Source organism: Veillonella nakazawae (genome assembly GCF_013393365.1).
GTDB classification, from domain to species: Bacteria; Bacillota; Negativicutes; order Veillonellales; family Veillonellaceae; genus Veillonella; species Veillonella nakazawae.
The window spans coordinates 1,390,382-1,413,777 of the sequence record NZ_AP022321.1; the positions used below are offsets into that span (position 1 = coordinate 1,390,382).

The 23,396-nt window shown below is 38.8% G+C and carries 17 protein-coding genes; all 17 read right to left on the reverse strand.

The genetic code is table 11. The annotated features are described in order from the left end of the window. Positions 1 to 3: 3 nt before the first annotated feature. The 17 genes from carB to lptB all read right to left on the reverse strand — a co-directional run bounded on the left by carB (position 4) and on the right by lptB (position 23,396). Complete coding sequence (gene carB / locus VEIT17_RS06330; protein ID WP_060924921.1) at positions 4 to 3,204, reverse strand: carbamoyl-phosphate synthase large subunit; 3,201 nt, start codon at positions 3,202 to 3,204, stop codon at positions 4 to 6. 1 nt (position 3,205) lies between these two features. After that, positions 3,206 to 4,273: a glutamine-hydrolyzing carbamoyl-phosphate synthase small subunit gene (gene carA / locus VEIT17_RS06335; protein ID WP_060924922.1), complete on the reverse strand. Its 1,068-nt coding sequence runs from the start codon at positions 4,271 to 4,273 to the stop codon at positions 3,206 to 3,208. After that, positions 4,273 to 5,559, reverse strand: coding sequence for a dihydroorotase (locus VEIT17_RS06340; RefSeq protein ID WP_178885306.1), 1,287 nt, complete (start codon positions 5,557 to 5,559; stop codon positions 4,273 to 4,275). Before VEIT17_RS06340 ends, carA begins: the two co-directional genes overlap by 1 nt. Continuing rightward, positions 5,543 to 6,493 carry an aspartate carbamoyltransferase catalytic subunit gene (locus VEIT17_RS06345; RefSeq protein ID WP_178885308.1) on the reverse strand — a complete coding sequence of 317 codons (951 nt, stop codon included), beginning with the start codon at positions 6,491 to 6,493 and terminating at the stop codon, positions 5,543 to 5,545. Before VEIT17_RS06345 ends, VEIT17_RS06340 begins: the two co-directional genes overlap by 17 nt. 352 nt (positions 6,494 to 6,845) lie before the next feature. Next, a complete protein-coding gene (locus VEIT17_RS06350; protein ID WP_178885310.1) occupies positions 6,846 to 10,133 on the reverse strand; it encodes an ATPase in 3,288 nt (1,095 codons plus the stop codon). Between the two features lie 12 nt (positions 10,134 to 10,145). Continuing rightward, the gene (gene whiA, locus VEIT17_RS06355) at positions 10,146 to 11,093 is read right to left on the reverse strand and encodes a DNA-binding protein WhiA (RefSeq protein ID WP_060924926.1); all 948 of its coding nucleotides are present in this window, start codon (positions 11,091 to 11,093) and stop codon (positions 10,146 to 10,148) included. Between the two features lie 15 nt (positions 11,094 to 11,108). Beyond that, positions 11,109 to 12,458, reverse strand: a complete 1,350-nt coding sequence (locus VEIT17_RS06360; protein ID WP_178885312.1) for a gluconeogenesis factor YvcK family protein — start codon at positions 12,456 to 12,458, stop codon at positions 11,109 to 11,111. Positions 12,459 to 12,470: 12 nt separating this feature from the next. Then, positions 12,471 to 13,385 (reverse strand): RNase adapter RapZ, encoded by a 915-nt coding sequence (gene rapZ, locus VEIT17_RS06365; RefSeq protein WP_178885314.1) that lies wholly within the window; start codon positions 13,383 to 13,385, stop codon positions 12,471 to 12,473. Positions 13,386 to 13,397: 12 nt separating this feature from the next. Next, the gene (locus tag VEIT17_RS06370) at positions 13,398 to 14,210 is read right to left on the reverse strand and encodes a Cof-type HAD-IIB family hydrolase (protein WP_178885316.1); all 813 of its coding nucleotides are present in this window, start codon (positions 14,208 to 14,210) and stop codon (positions 13,398 to 13,400) included. Positions 14,211 to 14,498: 288 nt separating this feature from the next. Further along, positions 14,499 to 15,710, reverse strand: a complete 1,212-nt coding sequence (locus tag VEIT17_RS06375) for a putative porin (RefSeq protein ID WP_178885318.1) — start codon at positions 15,708 to 15,710, stop codon at positions 14,499 to 14,501. A gap of 605 nt (positions 15,711 to 16,315) precedes the next feature. After that, on the reverse strand, positions 16,316 to 17,578 hold the full coding sequence (locus VEIT17_RS06380) for an S-layer homology domain-containing protein (protein WP_178885320.1): 1,263 nt from the start codon (positions 17,576 to 17,578) through the stop codon (positions 16,316 to 16,318). Between the two features lie 612 nt (positions 17,579 to 18,190). Further along, positions 18,191 to 18,763 carry a signal peptidase I gene (lepB, locus tag VEIT17_RS06385; RefSeq protein ID WP_178885322.1) on the reverse strand — a complete coding sequence of 191 codons (573 nt, stop codon included), beginning with the start codon at positions 18,761 to 18,763 and terminating at the stop codon, positions 18,191 to 18,193. Positions 18,764 to 18,772: 9 nt separating this feature from the next. Then, positions 18,773 to 19,642, reverse strand: coding sequence for a YitT family protein (locus VEIT17_RS06390; RefSeq protein WP_060924931.1), 870 nt, complete (start codon positions 19,640 to 19,642; stop codon positions 18,773 to 18,775). Next, positions 19,632 to 20,159: a RuvC family protein gene (locus VEIT17_RS06395; RefSeq protein ID WP_024066127.1), complete on the reverse strand. Its 528-nt coding sequence runs from the start codon at positions 20,157 to 20,159 to the stop codon at positions 19,632 to 19,634. Before VEIT17_RS06395 ends, VEIT17_RS06390 begins: the two co-directional genes overlap by 11 nt. A 114-nt stretch (positions 20,160 to 20,273) precedes the next feature. After that, entirely contained in the window at positions 20,274 to 21,488 is a 1,215-nt protein-coding gene (locus VEIT17_RS06400) for a DUF3084 domain-containing protein (RefSeq protein WP_119209192.1), read from the reverse strand. Positions 21,489 to 21,575: 87 nt separating this feature from the next. Beyond that, a complete protein-coding gene (locus VEIT17_RS06405) occupies positions 21,576 to 22,667 on the reverse strand; it encodes an LptF/LptG family permease (protein ID WP_119209191.1) in 1,092 nt (363 codons plus the stop codon). Between the two features lie 9 nt (positions 22,668 to 22,676). Beyond that, positions 22,677 to 23,396, reverse strand: coding sequence for an LPS export ABC transporter ATP-binding protein (gene lptB / locus VEIT17_RS06410; RefSeq protein ID WP_008715778.1), 720 nt, complete (start codon positions 23,394 to 23,396; stop codon positions 22,677 to 22,679).

The window sequence follows — 23,396 nt, forward strand, 5'->3', positions numbered from 1 at the left end:
GTTTTACTCCAATTCAAAATCTTGTAATGCTTCTACATTGTAGTTAGCATCATCTTTACGGTTTGCTACAACGCGCAATACTTCACGAGCTGTATCAAGACTTGTTAAGCATGGTGTACCCATTTCTACAGCAAGACGACGCAATTGGAAGCCTTCACGTTCAGGACGTTTACCTGCCGTCAATGTATTAAGTACAAGATCGACTTTATCTTGACGAATGTGGTCAGCACAGTTGTCATCACCTTCAGAGATTTTGTTAACTACCTTGCAGTCAATGCCATGTTCTTTGAAGTATTTACCAGTACCACCCGTTGCTTCAATGTGATAGCCCAATTCAATAAAGCCTTTTGCTAATTGACTCGCTTCCTCTTTATCGCGATCTGCAACAGTCATAAGGATTGTACCATCTTCTGGGATACGCATGTTAGCGCCATTGATTGCTTTAAACAAAGCTTCAGAATATGTGCGACCAATACCCATAACTTCACCAGTAGATTTCATTTCAGGTCCGAGAGCAATTTCTACAAGGCCCATTTTGGAGAAGGAGAATACAGGTGCTTTTACAGCTACATATGGTTTATTAGGTACAAGACCGAGTGGCAAGCCCAAATCTTTTAAGCTTTCACCAAGAGCAATGCGTGTTGCATATTCTACCATATTAATGCCTGTAACCTTAGAAATGAATGGTACAGTACGACTAGAACGAGGGTTAACTTCAATTACGTTAAGTTCACCATCAGCCACGATATATTGAATGTTAAGTACACCTTTAACATTAAGCCCTACTGCAATACGACGTGTATAGTCTACAATTTGATTAATCAATTCTTGGCTCAAATGTTGAGCAGGATAAACGGCCATGGAGTCACCAGAGTGAACACCAGCGCGTTCGATTTGTTCCATAATACCAGGAATACATACGTCAGTACCATCGGAAATAGCGTCAACCTCTACTTCCATACCAACCATGTAACGGTCGATAAGAACAGGATGTTCCTTGGATGCAACTACAGCTTCCTTCATGTATACATCAAGCTCTTTATCGTTGTATACGATTTCCATGGCACGACCGCCCAATACATAGGAAGGACGAACAATCAATGGATATTTCAGGTTTTTAGCTGCTGCTTGTGCTTCTTCATCAGAAGTTACAAGAGCACCTACTGGACGAGGAATACCAAGTTTTGCCAACAATTCATCAAAACGTTCACGGTCTTCCGCCATATCGATGCTATCTACGGATGTACCGAGAATTTTGACACCGCGCTTAGCCAATGGGCCCGCCAAGTTGATAGCTGTTTGACCACCAAATTGAGCGATAACGCCAGCTGGTTTTTCTTTATCAATGATTTCCATTACATCGTCCACTGTTAATGGTTCGAAGTACAAGGAATCAGAAATATCAAAGTCAGTAGATACTGTTTCTGGGTTATTATTGATCATAATAGATTGGTAACCCGCTTTACGAAGTGCCCAAGAGGAATGTACGGAGCAGTAGTCAAATTCTACGCCTTGACCGATACGAATTGGACCGGAACCAAGTACTACAACGGATTTTTCACCTAGTGGTTTAACTTCGTCTTCTTGTGCATAAGCACTGTAGTAGTACGGTGTTTTAGATTCGAATTCGGCAGCACATGTATCTACATATTTATAGGTTGGAAGAATATTCCATTCTTTACGTTTTGCACGAACATCTTCTACAGTTGTATTAGCATAACGAGCGATAACAGAATCAGTGAAGGAATAACGTTTTGCTTTGCGCAATACTTCTTCTGTTAAACCATGTTCAACTAAAGCTTTTTCTACATTAACAATGTTTTTGATTTTCTCAATAAAGAATGTATCAATTTTTGTAATATAATGAATTTTCTCTACACTAATGCCCTTGCGAAGTGCTTCTGCTACAACATAGATACGTTCATCATCTACTAAATGTAAACGTTCAATCAATTGTTCCATGGACTCATGAGAGATTTTCTTAAGCTCAATATGGTCTAAACCAATTTCCAAGGAACGAATTGCTTTAAGTAAGGATCCTTCCAAGGAGCGGTCGATAGCCATAACTTCGCCAGTAGCCTTCATTTGAGTGCCCAATGTACGGTCTGCCAAATTGAATTTTTCAAATGGCCAACGTGGAAACTTAGTTACTACATAGTCCAGTGTAGGTTCGAAGCATGCTTTTGTTTCGCCAGTTACAGCATTTGTAATTTGATCCAATGTCATGCCTACTGCAATTTTTGCAGCTACCTTCGCAATTGGATAACCAGTTGCTTTAGATGCTAATGCAGAGGAACGAGATACACGAGGGTTTACTTCGATAACGATATATTCATTGCTATTAGGATTCAAGGCGTATTGTACATTACAACCACCTTCGATTTTCAAATAACGAATGATTTCTACAGATGCAGTACGGAGCATTTGGTATTGAATATCGTTCAATGTTTGGCTTGGTGCCACAACGATGGAGTCACCAGTATGTACGCCTACAGGATCGATATTTTCCATGTTACATACGATGATACAGTTATCTGCACTATCGCGCATTACTTCGTATTCGATTTCTTTCCAACCTGCTACAGAACGTTCTGCTAGGATTTGGTGAATTGGTGAAAGTTTCAAACCACGGCGTGTGATTTCATACATTTCATCTTCGTTATGTGCAATACCGCCACCAGTACCGCCCAATGTATATGCAGGACGGATGATAATAGGATAACCAATGCGATTAGCAAAGGCTACAGCTTCTTCAAGATCGTTAAAGATATCGGATTCAGGTACTGGTTGATTGATTTCCTTCATCGCTTCTTTGAAGAGCTCACGGTCTTCGGCTTGTTTGATTGCTTCAAGAGTTGTACCAAGAAGTTTTACACCGTATTCTTCTAATACGCCAGCTTCAGACAATTGTACGGCCATATTAAGACCTACTTGGCCACCTAATGTAGCCAATAAGCCCCAAGGGCGTTCTTTTTTGATTACTTCTGTTACGAATTCAAGACTAATTGGTTCTACATATACGCGGTCTGCAATATCTGTATCAGTCATAATTGTAGCAGGATTGGAGTTAACCAATACTACTTTATAACCTTCTTCACGAAGGGAACGGCATGCTTGTGTACCAGCATAGTCAAACTCTGCAGCTTGGCCGATAATAATTGGACCAGAACCAATTACAAGCACTTTTTTTGCTTCTGTGGTCATATTATTTTCCCTTTCTCATTAAGTCTTCAAATTCGTCAAATAAATATAGATTATCAGTAGGTCCTGGGGACGCTTCTGGGTGATATTGTACAGAGAAAATAGGCAATTCTTTATGGCGCATACCTTCTACAGTGCCATCATTTACACTGCGATGTGTAATTTCTACAAAATCTGGCAAGGAAGTATCATCTACTGCATAGCCATGGTTTTGAGATGTAATATATACACGGCCTGTACGTAAATCTTGTACTGGATGGTTAGAGCCACGGTGACCAAACTTCAATTTAAATGTTGTACCACCATAGGCTTGTGCCAATACTTGATGGCCCATGCAAATGCCGAAGATAGGTTTTTTACCGAACAATTTCTTTACCTCTTCTACAGCATAGCCAAGATCTTGAGGGTCTCCAGGGCCGTTGGATAAGAATACACCATCTGGATTTGCTGCTAACACATCTTCAGCCTTAGCATCTGCAGGGAACACTGTTAATCGGCAACCAGCTGCTTCTAAAGAACGAAGGATATTTTCCTTTACACCATAGTCCATTACAGCTACATGGAACTCTGCATTTTTATCGCCACGCATACCTTGCCATTTTGTAGTTACACGCATAACTTGATCTGTTGGCAAGTCTTGTTTAAATAATTTTTGGATATCTTCCATAGGGTAATCAGAACGTACAAGTACGCCTTTCATTACACCATGATTACGAAGAACACGTGTAATAGCACGTGTATCTACATCATAAAGGCAAGGGATTCCGTGTAAACGAAGATACTCACTAAATAGGCCTTCATTTTGCCAGTTAGATGGGAAATCACACAGTTCGCCTACGATAAAGCCTTTACAATATGGTTTAGGACCTTGAGTAATAGCATTCAATGTACCATAATTACCAATCAAAGGATATGTTAATGTAATAATTTGATCTGCATAGGACGGGTCAGTCAAGATTTCTTGATACCCTGTCATACCTGTGTTAAATACAACTTCCCCTAATGTAGGAGCGCCACCTAATAAGGAACCTTCAAACACGGAACCATCTTCAAGAACTAACTTGCCTTTCATTATAAGACTACGCCCTCCTTCATAACTACTTTGCCATCAACTACTGTGAGTTTGGCCTTACCGGTAACAGTCATACCATCAAATGGGCTGACTTTGCCTTTTGTATAGAATTTATTGCGATCTACTGTCCACTCTTCAGTTGTTGAGAATACAGTAATGTCTGCTGATTTACCAACTTCAAGAACACCTGCATCAAGGCGCATTAATTCAGCTGGACGTGTACTCATATAGTATACAACTTGGTCGATGCTAAGTTTATCTGGACCATATGCATTAGTAATAACCGCTGCCAAAGATGTTTCGAGACCACTGAAACCATTTGGTGCACAGCAGAACTCATGGTCTTTTTCTTCATACGCATGTGGTGCATGGTCTGTAATAATTGCATCAATTGTGCCATCTTTCAAGCCTTCTAATAATGCTTGGCGATGATCTTCGGATCGAATTGGAGGAGCCATTTTGAACGCTGGGTTATATTCGCGTAAATATTCATCTGTGAAAGATAAATGTTGGCTTGTAACTTCACATGTTACATTAAGACCTTTTGCTTTTGCACGACGAACCATATCCACAGTATTTTTACTACTTACGTGAGCAATATGAATGTGACCACCTGTCATTTCAGACAACAAGATGTCACGAGCAACAGCCAAATCTTCAGCTACTGCAGGACGACCAATAACACCTAATTCATAGGAAACGATACCTTCATGCATATGACCATTTTTAGTCAATGTAATGTCTTCTGCATGGTCGATAACCATTTTATTGAACATGGAGGAGTATTCTAAGGCACGACGCATAAACGCGGCATTTTCTACATAGTGACCATCATCAGAGAAGGCTACTACACCGGCTTCTGCCATATCTCCCATTTCAGCAAGTTCTTTACCTTCAAGGCCTTTGGATACAGCACCAATAAATTCTACTTTCACAACGCCAGTGAGTTCAGCCTGTTTTTGTAAACCTCTTACGAGTGCAGCATTATCTACAACTGGGTTTGTATTAGCCATAGTGACTACACGTGTAAAACCACCAGCGGCAGCCGCTTGTGTACCAGAGTGGAAATCTTCTTTAGCTTCTTGGCCTGGTTCACGCAAATGTGTGTGAATATCGATAAGACCAGGTGCTACGATAAGACCTGTTGCATCATATACTTCAGCGCCTTCAGCACTTAAGTTTTGACCGATGGCTGCAATTTTACCATCTTTTACGAGAACGTCTGCTACTTCGTTTTGTTTTTTTGCCGGATTAACTACCGTACCATTTTTAATAAGCAAGCTCACTACCGTCACCTCCGATAATAGTTAAGTACAATACAGCCATACGTACAGCTACGCCATTACGTACCTGTTCTTGAATTACGGATTGATCAGAATATGCTACATCTGGTGCAATTTCTAGGCCACGGTTCATAGGACCTGGATGCATTACCATCACATCATCTTTAGCCAATTTCAATACATCATTGTTAATACCAAAGATACGTGCATATTCTCTATTTGTAGGATACAACGCAGAATGAATACGTTCTAATTGAATGCGAAGTACGTTAATCACATCTGCATCAGCCACTGCTTCACGAATATCGTGGTGTACGGTAACACCTAATTTTTCGAGCTCTGGATATACCATAGTACGAGGACCAGCCAAATGTACTTTAGCACCCATTTTTGTAAGGCCATAAATATTAGATCTTGCTACACGGCTATGCATAATATCGCCTAGAATAACAACTTTTAGACCTTCAATGGATTCTTTTTTCTCTAAAATGGAGTACATATCTAATAATGCTTGTGTTGGATGTTCATGAGCGCCGTCACCAGCATTGATGATGATAGGATCTACTGCTTTTGTGGCATATAGAGGAGCCCCTTCTGCACTATGACGCATTACGATAGCATCTGTGCCCATATAGGATAATGTTAGCAAAGTATCACGGAAGCTTTCACCTTTACCCATGGAAGAACCACTAGGAGAAAGATTAATAACGTCAGCCCCTAAATATTTGCCGGCCAATTCAAAGGAACTACGGGTACGAGTACTTGGCTCCATAAAGAGGTTAACAATAGATTTCCCCTTTAAAAGTGGAACCTTCTTGTCATCAGAAAGAACGATTTTTTTCATTTTTTTTGCCACATTTAAAATCAATTTGATTTCTTCAGGTGACACATTTTGCAAACCTAATAAATGTTTGCCTTTTAGGCTAACTTGTCCCATGATTTCCTCCTAACTCACGTAACAAAAAAGACCTTTTGCCCAGGGCAAAAGGTCAAATAGTTTGCACAAAGAAGCCCTTATGGGGCGCTTCAACTATATTCCTTTCTCAGCCTCTCTGGACTAAATTAAAAGGTTTTGTAATATGCAATGGTCTCTCGTACCATGGATGCATTTTCTTTATTTATTGTACTGAATCTGCCCTTGAAAGTCAATGTGAAAGCAAAAGTTCATAAGTATTTTAAAAAGAGGACAAAACCTCAAAAGTGGCTTGTCCTCTCTATACTTCACCAATTGTTTCCTTATAATCAATCTATAATTAGAGACAAATAATTTTCATTATTATAAGCTAATATTACTGACCCATAGGATATAATTTTGGTGGATTTTGATCATCATTTTGTTGACCTTGCTGTGAACTATAAGGAGCTTGACTTTGTTGACCATCAGTCATTGGATTTTGCTGTGCATATTGTTGATTTTGTTGTGGTTGCCGTTGGTCACGACGACGTGTATTTTGAGATGCAGTCGGTCTAGGTTTAGTCAACTCATCAATAGATACAGCATTTGGAATAGTTACACTTGGTGTATCCTCATGTACATCATCAAGTTCGCCGAAGGAAGGTCCTGTTTTAGCAGCTTGTGCTGCCTTACGTTCTGCCTCAATTTGTTGACGTGCAAGTTCTGCGCGACGACGAGCATTTTCTTGCTGTTCTTTGACACGTTGAATCGCTTCAGCTCGCTCTTTTGCTTTACGTTCAACTTCGGCTTGCGCAAGAGCTTGCTGACGTGCTTCTTCCGCCTTACGTTCCGCTTCTAAGTGAGCTTGGTAACGTTCTTCAGCAATGCGTTTTGCCTCTGCCGCTTGGCGTTCAGCCTCTGCACGTTCTGCAGCCAATCTAACTTGCTCTGCTTTACGTGCCTCAGCAGCTATACGTACTTCTTCGGCTTTTCGCGCTTCTTCTGCTCGTCTAGCCTCTTCTATACGGCGTGCTTCCTCTGCTCTACGAACCTCTTCTGCACGTTTTGCTTCCGCTGCAATTCGGGCTTCCTCTGCCTTACGAAGTTCTTCTGCTCGTTTTGCTTCTGCTGCAATTCGAGCTTCCTCTGCTTTACGCAATTCTTCCTGACGTTTTGCTTCAGCAGCAACGCGAGCTTCTTCAGCTTTACGAGCCGCTTCAAGTCGTTCTTGCTCGGCCTTGCGTTGTGCCTCAAGTCTAGCTGCTTCTAAACGACGTGCTTCTTCTGCGCGGCGTGCTTCTTCTGCCATACGAGCTTCTTCAGCTTTACGGGCAGCTTCAATTCTTGCCTCTTCAGCCTTACGCGCTTCTTCTGCACGTTTAGCCTCTGCTGCAACACGAGCTTCCTCTGCTTTACGGGCCGCTTCGATTCTTGCCTCCTCAGCCTTTCTTGCTTCTTCTGCACGACGTGCTTCTTCAGCTTTTCTTGCAGCTTCAATACGTTGTGCTTCTAATGCTGCTTTTGCTTCTGCCGCTTTACGAGCATCTTCTTGACGTTTCGCTTCTAACGCAGCCTGTTCAGCTGCACGTTGTGCTTCTAATGCCGCTTTCGCCTCTGCAGCTTTACGTGCTTCTTCTGCGCGGCGTGCCTCTAATGCTTCTTGTTCTGCTTTTCGCTGTGCTTCTAAACGCACTTTCGCTTCAGCTGCTAAGCGTTCTTCTTCAGCTTTTTTTGCCCCTAACGCTGCCTTTTCTGCTGCCCGTTGTGCTTCAAATCGAGCCTTGGCTTCTGCGGCTTGTCTAGCTTCTTCAGCTTTACGAGCGGCTTCAATACGAGCTGCTTCTATTCTACGCTCTTCTTCAAGACGTTTCGATTCTGCCGCTACACGAGCTTCCTCCGCTTTACGGGCCGCTTCTAAACGATCCGCCTCAGCCTTTCTTGCAGCTTCAATACGCGCCATTTCTGCTTTACGTTCTTCTTCGGCCTTACGTGCTTCAGCTACTTTTCGATCAAGCTCAGCTTTTCTTTCAGCTTCTAGTCGTTTAGCTTCTTCTGCTTGGCGCATTTCTTCAGCTTTTTTAGCTTCTAATGCAGCTTTTTCTTTTGCAGCTTGTACTTCTTGAGCCGCCTTCAATTCAGCAGCTTTGCGATCAGCTTCAGCTTTTTCTGCCATTTTACGCTCAATTTCAGCATGTTTAGCTTCTGCAGCCTTGCGTGCCATTTCTGCTTTTTCAGCAGCTAATTTAGCTTCTTCTGCTTTTTTACGAGCTAATGTTTCCTCCGCTTCTTTTGATTTTTTAAGTTGAGCTTCTTTTTTAGCTTCAGCAGCTGCTTTATCACTTAACTTTTTAGTTTCTTCATGAGCGATATTCTCTGCCTGCTTACTAGGTGTCAATGTGGTTTTTGTAGTATCTACAGTACCTTTATTGCTATCTTTACTACCTATAGGGCCTACCGGAATTTGCGTAGTCCCTTGAGTTGGATGACCTAAACTATCTTTTACATCCTTAGGAACATTAACAGCAATAGTTTGATGTTTTTGTGGATTCGCAAGAGATTCAGGAATTAACAAGAACCGTATCGGCAAGTTAGATGCCCCTGCAGGCATAAAGTTTAATGTTAATAAATCACCTGCGTTATAGTTACCCATGATGCGACTATCTAAAATAGTTCCATCCCCAAGTGCAGAGATACCATCAGCACCGCCAATATGATAGGTTCGTGTATCTGTTTGACCGCGACGAGCACCTTGTTGGTGTAATGCTTTCACCGTAAAGGAACCAGAATAGGGACCACCAAGAGGGTTAAAATACAATCTAAATGGTTCATTACCTTTTGTAGGAATTTTTAAAGTATATGAAACACCATAGTTACCACGGTCACGAACAAATGCTTTATTTTGCATTTCGTCTACACCGTTGATAAACATATCTTCACGGTCATTACCGATTTCTACAAAAGCACCACCTAATGTCGTATCAAATGGTGTAGTAACCTCCATATTACGCTTAGACCCAGTATAGGTACCACGCAACTGAATCTCATCAATAGGCAAATTTTTCGCCCAATGAGATGCATCTACAGCATCCATCCCCATAGGCAACATCATAACACGAGCAAAGATTGGTGCCTCTGTTTTAATATCTACGATACCGGTAAATAATGCATCTCGATATACTGGTGTATTTTCCAAATCACTAAAGATTAATTGGCGCCCTTGTGGCGGAATACTTAGCGAATATAAAGGTCTCGCATTGGGACTTTCATCTAAAGGATGCTCTAAGTCCTTCCGGGATAAATCACGACCAGCAGCGAAATAATCTGGTGTGGCCACAGATTTCAACTGTCTCATCACATGAACAGTATTGGGATACGCCGATTGATTCTCCAATACGATAGCAATCTTATGGGGCTGATCCATTTCATTTACATGGTAAAAATAGATACGACCATTTCCATTAATTGTACCTGCACTAAGTGTACCACCTACTGGTCCTACATATTCAGGGCTATCTGATAGTAGCAATGTATCCGTTTGAGACACCAAACTTGGTGGCAACGGAGAAAACTGAAAATATCCAATTGATTGTAAATCTATATCACGAGCCTCTACATGGCCTGTAAGAGCAGCCATGGCGGCCATCGCTGCGGCTACACAATATTTTGATTTATAAGAAAACATATATTAATACCTCTATATTTCTTCAAGCCCCATAGGGTCATACGTAAGTGCTAATGCTTCGATTTTCTTTAAACGATGTCCAATACCCGACTTAGATAATTCGCCATCCATCAATTCTTCAAGTTCTTTCAGACTCGCTTCTGGATTGTCCCATCTCAATCTTGCTACAATCCGCAACTTTTCAGGCAATTCATCAATACCAATTTCTCTATCGATAATTCGAATAGCCTTTACCTGGCGTACTGCAGCATCTACAACCTTTTGCAAATTTGCAGTCTCACAGTTTACTTGTCGATTAATTTGATTTCGCACAGTTTTCATTATGCGCACGTTTTCAAATTCCATCAGTGCTGATTGAGCACCCATAATTTGCAAACAACTCGTTACAGCGTCCCCTTCTTTAAGATATACTACATACTCTTCCTTACGCTCAGTCAAACCTGCATGAATATGAAATAACCGCAATACATGTATAATTTCCTTTGCAAAATTCTCATTCCCCGTCATAAACTCGAGATGATAATCACTTTGTGGCTTATTAACAGAGCCACCGCCTAAAAAGGCACCCCGTAAAAAAGCACGTCGTGCCTCCATAGATTTAAGCCAACTACGAGGAATTTGTTCAGTTACAGGCCATAAAGCAAGATCTTCTAACGCCTGTCGCCCTTCTATAGATGGCTCTACAGATAAAGTATACATATTTTTCTTGCGTAAGTTTAGCCCTTGTCGTACTAATACATTGGTAGGTAATTCATATTGTTTTTTTAATATGCCTAACAAGCGACGAGCTACTGCATTATTTGCAGTAGCCAATCTAATACCAACAGCACCCTTCATCCCCAGAATGATAGATCCACCCATGCGCAATAAGCAAGACGCTTCAATTTTCATGGCCAAATCTGCATCACTAGAGGATTCATATTGGCATAATTCATTTTTTACATCTTCAGCAAATGACATAGGTATCCCTTCTCATTAATGATCATCTCGTTGGAGATAGTACTCTAGGATATGTGGTTCAGTATCTGATTGCATAGCATGCACAATATCCATAATTACTTTACCTAACCGTTCAGGATCATGAACAGCCGGCTTTTTAGGACTTATCAATGTAGCCCGAATCGTACGTATTCCTTTAGCTTGTAGCTTCTTAGTATCTAATACTACAGGCTCTGAACCTACAGCACTATATTGTTCTACCATTTGAATTGGTAAAGGCCCATCGTTAGCAAGTACAGTATCTACAATGCCTTCACCACCATGTGCAATGAGAGCCTCCACATGATCACTTAAGGTATAACCTGTAGTTTCACCAGGTTGAGTCATAACATTAGCAATGTAAATTTTATTTGCCTTACTAGCGCGTACATGAGATGCAATTTTATCAGTTAACAAATTCGGAATAATACTTGTATATAAGCTACCCGGTCCAAAGATGATAACATCTGCTTCATCGATAGCACGTAACGCAGCACCTTCTGGTTTTGGCTGTGCTGGCTCACTATACATATGGCGAATGCGTTTACCAGAATTAGGAATATTACTTTCACCTTCTACGATAGTACCATCGGTCATCTCCGCTACTAATTTAATGAACTCAGTAGACGACGGAATTACACGACCTCGTACACGCAACAATTTACTAGCCGCTTCAAGCGCTTCCTCCACATCGCCATCATATACTTGAGCAAGTGCTGTGATAAAGAGGTTACCAAAACTATGCCCAGATAGCTCATTTTCCCCTTCAAAGCGATAACGGAAAAGATTTTCCATAACCCCTTCTTGTTCAGCTAATGCAATCAAGCAGTTTCTCAAATCGCCAGGAGCAATCATTTTAAAATCTTTACGCAAGCGTCCCGAGGAACCACCATCGTCAGCTACGGTTACAATAGCAGACAAATTAGAGGTGTGTATTTTTAATCCACGTAATAAATTTGATAGCCCTGTACCACCTCCGATAACAACAATCTTAGGACCTTTATCGAGGCGTATATTTTGGAAAATAATATCCGACACCTTACTATCAGGATTAGGTAATACAGCACGAATAATCGTTTTAATAACCTTACTCGTACCGATTAACATTAAAACAGCGCCAATCGATAGTACAACAACGCCTACAGCAATGAGCACATTATAATTGTAAAAGCCCGTCATATTATAAGAAAAAGCTAATACAATATCTTCAAGAACGGCAAGCCATTGATAGTTAAACATCAACGAAATACCAATGATTAAAAGACCTACACCACAACTAAAAAGGGCAAGCCAACGTTTTATATTTAGGCCCGGAATAAGCCACCGAAACCATCTTTTTCGCAACATATGAACCCCTATCTAGTTACCAAATGTTTTAATTTCATGAGGATTATAATCTTCTTCTACATTATTTTTCATCATATCTCGATGTTCTACAGAAACGCGATAGCCGTTTTCTAATAGGTGAGAATATAATGCTTCTGCCATAGCCACAGATCTATGCATACCACCTGTACAGCCTACAGCAACGATAAATTGAGACTTCCCTTCTTGTTCATAATTAGGCACAAGAAAATCAATAGTATCAAAATAACGGTTTTTAAATTCCTCTGTAACTTCAAAGGAATGAATATATTCATTTACAGCTTTCACACGACCTGTTTTATGACGGAATTCTGGAATGTAGAATGGGTTTGGTAAGAATCGAACATCCCAAACCATATCCGCATCCAATGGTAATCCATATTTAAAGCCAAAGCTTACAACTGTAATAGACATGCCATGGCCTTCATCAACTTGAGTAAATCGAGTTTTTAAATACTCTTTGAGGCTCGCAGTTTTCATATTCGTTGTATCAATAATGAAGTCTGCTTTATGTCGTACAGAATTTAATATCTGACGTTCCTCTTTCAAACCTGTAGTGATCATCCCATCTGGAGCCAGTGGATGGCTGCGACGAGTTTCTTTATATCGTCTAATTAACGTCTCATCTGTGGCATCCATAAAGACAATTTCATAATCTACCTTCATTTCTCTTAATGTTTCAAGAGATGATGAAAGGGCTTCAAAGAATTCACCACCGCGAATATCTACAACTAAAGCTACACGGTTTGTACGTTCCCCACCTTGTCGACAAATTTCACTTAGCTTAGGAATCAGTATAGGAGGAATATTATCAATACATAGATAGCCCATATCCTCTAATGCTTGTAGAACCTGAGTTTTGCCGGCACCAGACATGCCTGTAACAATTAATAAACGAAATGCTTCCATAGTTTTACTCCATTATAAAAGATTCTTTTCTATCCAATGAGCTACACCATCTTCATTATGATGTCCACATACTTCATTAGCCACAGATTTTACATGTTCTGTTGCATTTGAAACAGCTACTGAATACCCTGTTTCACTAAGCATAGAAATATCGTTCTCTGCATTTCCAAAGGAAACTATATTTTCAAGACTAAGATTATTATCTAAAGCTAATTGAGCTAATGCACGCCCTTTTGATACATTCGGTGCAGTGATTTCGAGGAAATCTCGTTGACTACGCACCAATGTAACTTGATTACCAACTAATGGGGTCAAGATATCAATAATTCTATCGATTCCTTCCTCTGTATCGATAGCAATGAGCTTATTAGGTTCTGAAGAAAGTGTATAAATTGTATCACCTAAAAACTCAGCTACAGCCCCTGTTTGCTGTTCATAATGATCGGATTGCCAATTTTTATGATGACACAGTAAATGATCATCTACATACGATTGTATATGCCAACTATATTGTTGGCCGAGTTGAAAAACACGATGTACTACATCTATAGGAACAGTTTGTTCAAATAGCTTATATCCCGTTTCTAACTCCTGGATTAAACCACCAGAGAACAATATCATAGGAACATTGCCAAGTTGTAATGCTACTCCAATTGGTTTTGCCGTTTGATACATGCGTCCAGTAGCAATTGTTATACCAATTCCCTTCTGCTGCAAGCGATGCAATACATCAACTGTATATACAGAAACTGTATTATCACTTCGAAGTAACGTCTCATCACAATCGATAGCTACCATTTTTATATGAGAAAAAGAAGGATTCATTCTTACCTCCTTCACAATAAAATCTAATACTCTTTATTATACCATTTATAATACTTATATAAATAGAAATATACAGTAATCCTCTATCAAAAATATTTTACACCTCCCAGTAATAAAGCTAATAAATGATTAAATTAAAGATAAGTATAATTTGTATATAAATCGATCTGTAATTATCAAAATTGCATAATAAAAGGTATTCTATATCAATTTATTATAGGAATCTATATATTATTCATAAAAAAAGAGACTCCCGAAGGAGTCTCTTTTATATGGTTAACTATCAAATTAGAATTTGTAGTTAAGGTCTGCACGGTAGAAGTCGTTAAGATCGTTACCAGCTTGGTCTTTCCAGTCGAAACCGTAGTAAGCGGACAAGCCAACGTTGTTTTGCAATGCATAGTTAACGGAAGCCATCCAACCTTTAGCATCTGTAGTGTAGATGTGGTTGTAAGTAGTATCAACGATAGGAGCGTTAGCTTTAGCGTTGAAGTATTGGCCTTTAACATCCCAAGAACCTTTTTTAGCGATGTTGTAGTCGCCATAGCCAAGACCTGCAGTCCAAGCTTGAGATTTATCAACGTGGGAGTCTTTCAACCATTCGCCACCAACCCAAACTTTGTCGAAGTTAGCATCAGCATTGAAGCCGTAGATGTTTTTGTAACCATTAGTGCTATCTTGGTTTACACGATCGTAGAAACCACCAACCATAGTGTGTTTACCTAATTTACCGCTCAAGCCAAGGTAAGTATTAGTTACGTTTTGGTCTTTAGTTAAGCCAGCTGCTTCACCGGATACCATGTAACCGTAAGCTGCTTGAGCTTGGATTTTGTCGTTGCCAGCGTTCAATTGAGCACCGTCGAAAGTACCATCAAATGCTAAGCCGCCACCGATAGTTTGGCCGAAACGACCAGCTTTCAAGGATACACGTTCACCGAATTTATGGTTTACATAAGCGCGGTCGATTGTAGCGTTTGCATTACCACCGTTTTGGGAATTACCCAATTCGAAGCTACCAGAAGACAAACGAACAACTGCGTCAGTACGATCGTTTACTTTTGCATTGAATTGTACACGTGCACGAGCGTCGAATTTGGATTTAGCATGTTCAGCATCTTGGTAACGAAGACGAGCATCACCAGTAACTTTTACGTTACCTACGCGGTCTTCCAAGCGAGCTACACGAACGCCCAAGTTGTTCAATTCGTTGGAGAATTCATCAGCCAAACGGTTGATCATAGCTTGTTGTTCAGCGTTAGCACGGTCTTGGTTAGCCATAGCTTTAGCTACCATTTGAGCCATTTCGTAACGAGTGATGTTGTTTTGGCCTTTGAAAGTGCCATCTGGGTAACCATTAACGATACCAGCGTTTGCCAATTGGGAAACTGCTTGGTATGCCCAAGAATCTGGAGTTACATCGGAGAATGGGTTAGCTGCGAATGCAGTAGTTACACCCAAAACTGCTGTTGCTGCAAAGATTGCTGCGAATTGTTTTTTCATAGTTGAATTCCTTCTTTCTGAAAAATAGAAATATAAAATGTTACAAGTCATAACATTCACATTCTACTCTGTTCTTCAGAATAAGAATTTCTGGGAGTGTCCACGTTTCCTCGCCACATTCTACATCGAAGTTCTTCGTTTCATGTGTTTGTTACTTCTTGTAGGGTGATATTAGCATAACCAAATTTTCGTGTAAACCCTTTTTTCTCAATTTCATTCTCATTATAAAAATTTTATAATTTAAAATGCCCTAAAATACACTTATTATCTACTTTTATGCGATATATATTTTTTTATTAAAAATATCAAATTTATCTTTTTTTACACTAAATGAGATTTATTATTATATATATTATTAAGTTATGCTAATTAATAATACGTATATTAATTAGCCAATAGCTATTTTATGCATAATTGGTTCATAAATACCTCATACAATATATTGTGGAATAGATCAATATACATACTAAGTAAATAAATTTTTACCTTTTACTATATATAGATTTATTTTACTATATATATACTATTATATACAAAAGAAAATATTATCTCTTTATATACAACAAAAAAGACTTCCGAAGAAGTCTTTTTTGTTTGTGAGGGAATTAGAATTTGTAGTTTAATTCTGCACGGTAGAAATCGGAAAGATCATTACCTTTTTGGTCTTTAGAGTTGAAACCATAACCAGCAGATAAGCCTACGTTATCTTGTACTGCATAGTTTACGCTAGCCATATAACCTTTGTAACCATTAGATGTATTTGTTAAGTCATATGCTTGATCCCAAGTGGAACTTACGATAGGAGCATTAGCTTTTTGGTTGAAGTATTGACCTTTCACATCCCATGTACCTTTTTTAGCGATGTCGTAATTACCATAACCAACACCTGCTGTCCAAGCTTGGGAGTCATTTACGTTGGAAGCTTTTAACCATTCACCACCAACCCAAACTTTATCTTTACGTAAATCTGCATTGAAGCCGTATACGTCTTGGCTATCAGAGTTTACTGTGGAACCATTATGGTTCAAGTTGCCGCTAGACAATTTAGAGTAGAAACCACCAACTGTGGATTCTTGACCAACTTTACCTTTAACACCTACATAAGCTACGGAAGGGTTATCGGATTTGGAATTACCGTCAGCAGCGCCTGCCATCATGTAACCATAAGCACCTTGTACTTGAACTTTATCATTACCTACGTTCAATTGAGCACCATCAAATGTATCATCGTACATTAAACCGCCACCAATTGTTTGTTGGAAACGACCACCTTTAGCAGATACGCTATTACCAAATTTGTGATCTACATAAGCACGATCGATTGTCGCATCAGCACCTTTTGTGGAGTCACCGAATTCGTAATTACCTTTTACACGAACAACAGCTTCAGTTTTATCATTAACTTTACCGTTGAATTGAACACGTGCACGGCCATCTGTTAAGGATTTGCTATTAGCTTTATAAACGCCTTTATCTTCAGAACCTTGGTAACGGATACGAGCATCACCAGTAACTTTTACATTACCTACGCGATCTTCCAAACGAGATACGCGTACGCCCAAGCTGTTCAACTCGTTAGAGAATTCATCTGCTAAGCGGTTAATCATTGCTTGTTGTTCTGCATTAGCACGATCTTGGTTAGCCATTGCTTTAGCTACCATTTGAGCCATTTCATAACGAGTGATATTGTTTTGGCCTTTGAAAGTACCATCTGGGTAACCATTAACGATACCAGATTGTGCTAATTGAGATACTGCTTGATATGCCCAGCTATCTGGAGTTACATCGGAGAATGGATTTGCAGCGAATGCTGTTGTTACACCTAATACTGCTGTTGCTGCAAAAATTGTTGCGAATTGTTTTTTCATAATGAATTCCTTCTTTCTTATAAATAAGAATTTATAGTATCAGAAGACATTCACTGTATAAGTGGTATAACTATGAAAGATATATTAGGAGTGTCCACGTTTCCTCGACTATATTATCTATCACAGCGTCACCTCTTTATTAGTGGTGCCTTACTGTGATTAGAATATATCACCGTCCAAATTTTTTGTAAAGCATTTTATACAACTTAATTTGATGAAATTTCTTTCATGAATAAAAATAAACCTATAAACATAGATTTTTACTGCATTTTTCAAAATTAAATTTTGCGCAATTTCATTTTATTTATCTAAAATTCATGTATTTTAGATAATAAACCTACAACTTTTAATTATTAAAAATAATGAATATCATATTATTTAATATTTAACACTAATATATAGACCTAAAATATAATTATATTCCTCTTTTCTATTATTAATATCTTTATTTTGTCTTTCTAATTTCTATTAGTAATAACCTTATCAATGCCATTCATCATATATTTTCTCTTAAAATATGTCATTAATAATATTAAGCTATAAATACCCCATTATTTAAATACAAAAAGCCTCTCTATAGTAATTACTACTATAGAGAGGCTTTTAGAAGCATTAAATTGCATAGGATACAAAACCTAGGACGTGATCAACTGGAACAGGACCAATGAAACGACTATCACTAGAATGATTTCGGTTATCCCCCATCACAAATACATATCCTTCAGGAATTGTAACAGGTGTGGAGCGTGTATAATTCATTTTTGTATCTTTGGTATATGGTTCTTGTAATTGTTCACCATTACGCCATACATGACCATCTTTAAACTCTAATACATCACCAGGACGACCGATAACGCGCTTAACCCATACATCATTTGTTTGAGCCGCTTTATTAAAGACTGATGCATAGTTCATCAATGGTTCTTCTACATCATCTACCCAAGTACGTGCGCGATTAACACGACTATCAATGATTACAATTTGACCATAATTTGGCATTTCATTCATAATATGATGCCATTTCGTTACAATTAAATATTGTCCATTGTGTAATGTATCCTCCATTGATTCACCAGATACACGTGTTGGTTGAATCAAGAAAATATGAATTACCATGGCAATAATTAATGCCAATACAATGGCATAAATCCAATCTAATATTTCTTTTACTATTTTATTACTCATATTAACCCCTTAATGACCGTTCTTTGTAAATCTACCACCAAATACATCATGTACATCTTGAATCGTAATAAATGCCGATGGATCTACTTCATAAACAGTATTTTTTAACCTCATAATTTCAAGTCTTGTTACTACAGAATATAAAACATGCTTAGGTTGCTTTAAATAGCCCCCTTCACCATACATAATTGTAACACCACGATTAAGGTTCGCATTTAATGCATCTGCAAGATTCTTAGAGTTCTCTGCATCTGTAATAATCATTACCCCTTTAGATTCATCAAGGCCTGTAATTGTAATATCGATCATCTTATAAGCAATGAAATAAGCGATTAAGGAATACATAGCACTATTCCAACTATATACAAAACCTGCGGCACCAAGAATAATGAGATTCATGGCCATTACGATTTCACCAACGGAGAAAGTGGAACGTCTATCAAAGATGATCGCCACAATTTCAGAGCCATCTAAAGAACCACCATTACGTATTATGAGGCCTACCCCAATACCTAAAATGATACCACCAAAGATAGAACCTAAGAATGGATCTGTTGTGATAGGTGTAAAATCATGAGCAAAGGTAGAGAAAATTGCCATCCATACGATAGAAAATAGTGTAGAGAAAGTAAAGTTTTTGCCATTAGCTCTATAGCCAATATATAAGAAAGGCAAGTTAAAGAGTACGACGAAAATACTAAAAGAAATTCCGGAAAGCTCTGCAGCCATCAAGGAAATACCAACTACACCACCATCGATGATATTATTCGGTACTAAAAATAAATCTAAGCCTATAGTATAAATTAGAGCCCCTAAGATCATCATTAAGCAACGCATAATAAAATTTGACCACTTATGCGTTGAAGCTTCATTTTTCATGCACTTCTCCTTTACCGTACAACTGCTCCATAGCATGTAGTCTCTTTTCTTCTAACTCACCAGAGTCCATCATATTACTTTGTATATCATTAGCAGTTTGGTTTAACTGTTTTGTATAACGTAAACCAATAATAAAAGCAGTTAAATCATCTACAGGCTCTGGTGGAAATTGCATAGACGTAGGGATAATCTTACGCCACCCTGTAGGTGAATTATATTGCCAATATAATTTTCGAGCCTCCTCAGTACTATGCGATTCATCAATTAAACTAGTAGTAATTCTGTGATTTCGTCCAATTTGTTGGAGAGATGGATATAAATATTTATGATTTGTACCATTTCCACATACCATATGAACAATACCATAATATTCAGTTAATATACGTTCAATTTCACCATTGAACTGTTTTGTCATAATAATTTTACGACATACCATAGTACCAGAAGGTGTCACAATTGCTACACCTGTTTTTTCATTGCCTGGATCTACAGCCAAAATGTACGTAGTATCAGTCATATTACTATCCTCATTTCTAATACAGCATTTATATTTTAACACAAAACGAAGGTCTTATGTAAAAATTTACATAAGACCTTCGTTTAAAGTATATAAACCAAAATACTATTCAATTTAATAAGCTGGCATTTTAGCCTTATCATTAAAAACAGGCATTTGAGTAATACGTAACTTAAGATGCACAGGGCCAGATGAATATGTATCACCATCAACATACGCTTCCACATGAACCTTGCCATGCATTGTAGCAATACGACGAATAGCAGTAAACAAATCATCCCCTGGTATCGTTCCGATATCACCAGATAAGGAATCCGGAATAATCCCTTTCTCTCTTGCCTTTTCATTTACTTGCTTTAAGAATTGAAGCATAGCAGATTGAGCGTTAGGGCCACCATCCATTATAGCAGAATGGATTACTTCTCCATTTTTATAAATAAATTGTTGTGGGTAAACTTGGATAACTGCTACCGCTGGTTCACCAGCAATAATATTTCCAGCAGCAACCACTTGAACCACCATTGGAGTCTTTGCTCTATTAAGCTTTTGTGTAGCTACCTCAATATTCTGACGATCTACATACACAACAGCCTGACCTTGATCTTCTATACCAAGACGACGTAATACCAATTTATTTGTATCATCAATAATATTTTTGATGGCTGCATGGCTATCTTCTTCACTTAAACCAGGTCGAACAACAGCTTGAGCCAATAATTGATCAACTTGGAAAAGAATTGTACCTTCACGCAAATGAATAATGCCATTTTGCAACTGTTCTTGCGTTGTCTGTAAATCCTTAATATGAGCTTCCATCTTGGCTCTTGTAGCCTCTAAATCAGCTAATTTTTTAGATACTTCATCATATGAAGCTTGAAGTGTAGCTAACTCAGCTTCAGTCGCATCTTTAGCCGCTTGTGCACTAGCCAACTCAGCCTTAGTTGCATCAACCTCTTTACGAATTTGCTCTATTTCAGCCATTCGTTCTGCTAATTCTTGCTTATTTTGCTCAAGCAACGCTTGTCCTCGAATAAGCTCTTGCGTCTTAGCAGCTACCTCATCATTAAGTTGCTTCATATCTGCTCGCAACTGATCCATCCCAAAGAGCGCTGTTCGTACGCTTTGAGATGTAATAGTTAATACACCTACTGTAGCAGCTGCAACTAACAATCCCGTTACGATAGTAACAATAATCGATGTATGCTTAGGCCTTAATCCAAAGAGGGACATGCGACGCTTACCAACTTTGGTGCCTAACTTATCCCCCATGTAGGCAATAAGTCCACCCATAAGGGCGATAATAACTAATATTTTAACACCTACTAACATCGAGTCCCTCCTTTCATAAGATTACACAATTATTGGATTCGAAAATATGCTATTTCGTAAATCAAATTTATTTCTTTATATACTAGGTTACTTAGATACACGCCAATTCAAATATAGGCCAGCAATGATGCCTAATGTATCTGGAATTAATGCAGCAAATACGGTTGGCAATGCACCACCTTTACCTAATGCACCAGCAAATGTCATCACCCCATAATAAATAAAGATGATTAAAATACTGATACCAAAACCAATAGATGAGCTAGAACGTTGCTTTTGAAGACCTAATGGAGCACCTACAAGAGCAAATACAAAGCTAGCTAATGGAATTGTAAAACGTTGGTACATTTCCATTTCTAGTTTATTGGCATTCGTATAAGCCGCCTTATACGCTTTAATTTGATGACGTAATTCTTTGATTGTTAATTCTTCTGGTTTACGTTGATCTTGTTGAATATCCTTTGGCGCAGACTTAATTGGCAAGGATTGCTCCTTGAACTTCATTGTACGTTCTACACCATCACCAGCGGAAATATCATAAATAATGCCGTTTTGCATCACCCAATATTGGCCATTCCAAACAGCAGTATCCGCATTTTCAACTTGTTGTAACTTGCCACCTTCACCAAACTGTTGCACCGTAATCATGCTTAATTTTTTAGTCTCCGCATTGTAGCTTTTAGCATACATTAATGTGCCTAAATCATTACCATTCATTGTTTTTAAAACGATATGATTTTGTGTTTGAGGTGATGCATTTTTCATAATCTGTTCACGCACAATTGTTTGATACATATTATTTGTACGTGGTACAACAAATTCATTAAATGCGACAGCCCCAATTGAGATGATAAGGGCAATAATGTATACAGGCATCGCTAAGCGTAAAAAGCTAAGACCACCGGCACGCATAACAACAATCTCACTAGTACTGCTCAAGCGACTAAAGGTCATAAGTGAAGCCAATAGTACTGACATTGGGAATGTTAAGATAACAATGCTTGGTAATGCCAACACAAAAGCTTTCATAACGAGAACTAGCGGTGCCCCATATTCAGTAATATATTGAGCAATTCTAAACAATGTGCCTGTGCCAATAAAAATACTGGTAAAAGCAAATACCCCAAATAGGAACGGACCTACAAAGGCTTTTAATATATATTTATCTAATAATCTCATAGTCCCCTCCTATAATCTAAAGTTATCCCCTAAGTAATGCTCACGAGCGATTGGGTCGTTTGCAATTTCTTCAGGGGTGCCTTCTAGGAGGATCTTACCACTACTTAAAATATACGCCTTATCTACAATCCCCAATGTTTCACGCACATTGTGATCTGTAATCAAGATACCAATACCGCGATTTTTTACATGCAAAATGATTTGTTGAATGTCAGCAACCGCTATAGGGTCGACACCAGCAAAAGGTTCATCGAGAAGAATAAAATTCGGTTCTAACGCAAGACAACGAGCGATTTCTACACGACGGCGTTCACCACCAGATAGCTGCATCCCCATACGATCCCGAACATGACCAATATGAAATTCTTCGATGAGAGATTCCACTATAGCTTCAATTTCATCAGATTTCTTTGATGTTGTTTGTAACATAGCACGAATATTATCCTCAACAGTCATGGATCGAAAAATTGATGCTTCTTGTGGAAGATACCCAATACCTTCAGCAGCTCGTTTATACATTGGAATATTCGTAATATCCTTGCCATCAACGGTAATGATACCAGAACTAGGTCGTTCAATGCCAACAATCATATAGAATGATGTAGTTTTCCCTGCACCATTAGGACCTAGGAGCCCAACGACTTGCCCCTTATCAACGCGTAAACTAACCCCGTCTACAACATTGCGACCGCTAAAGGTTTTGACTAAGTTTTTGGTTTCTATATACAT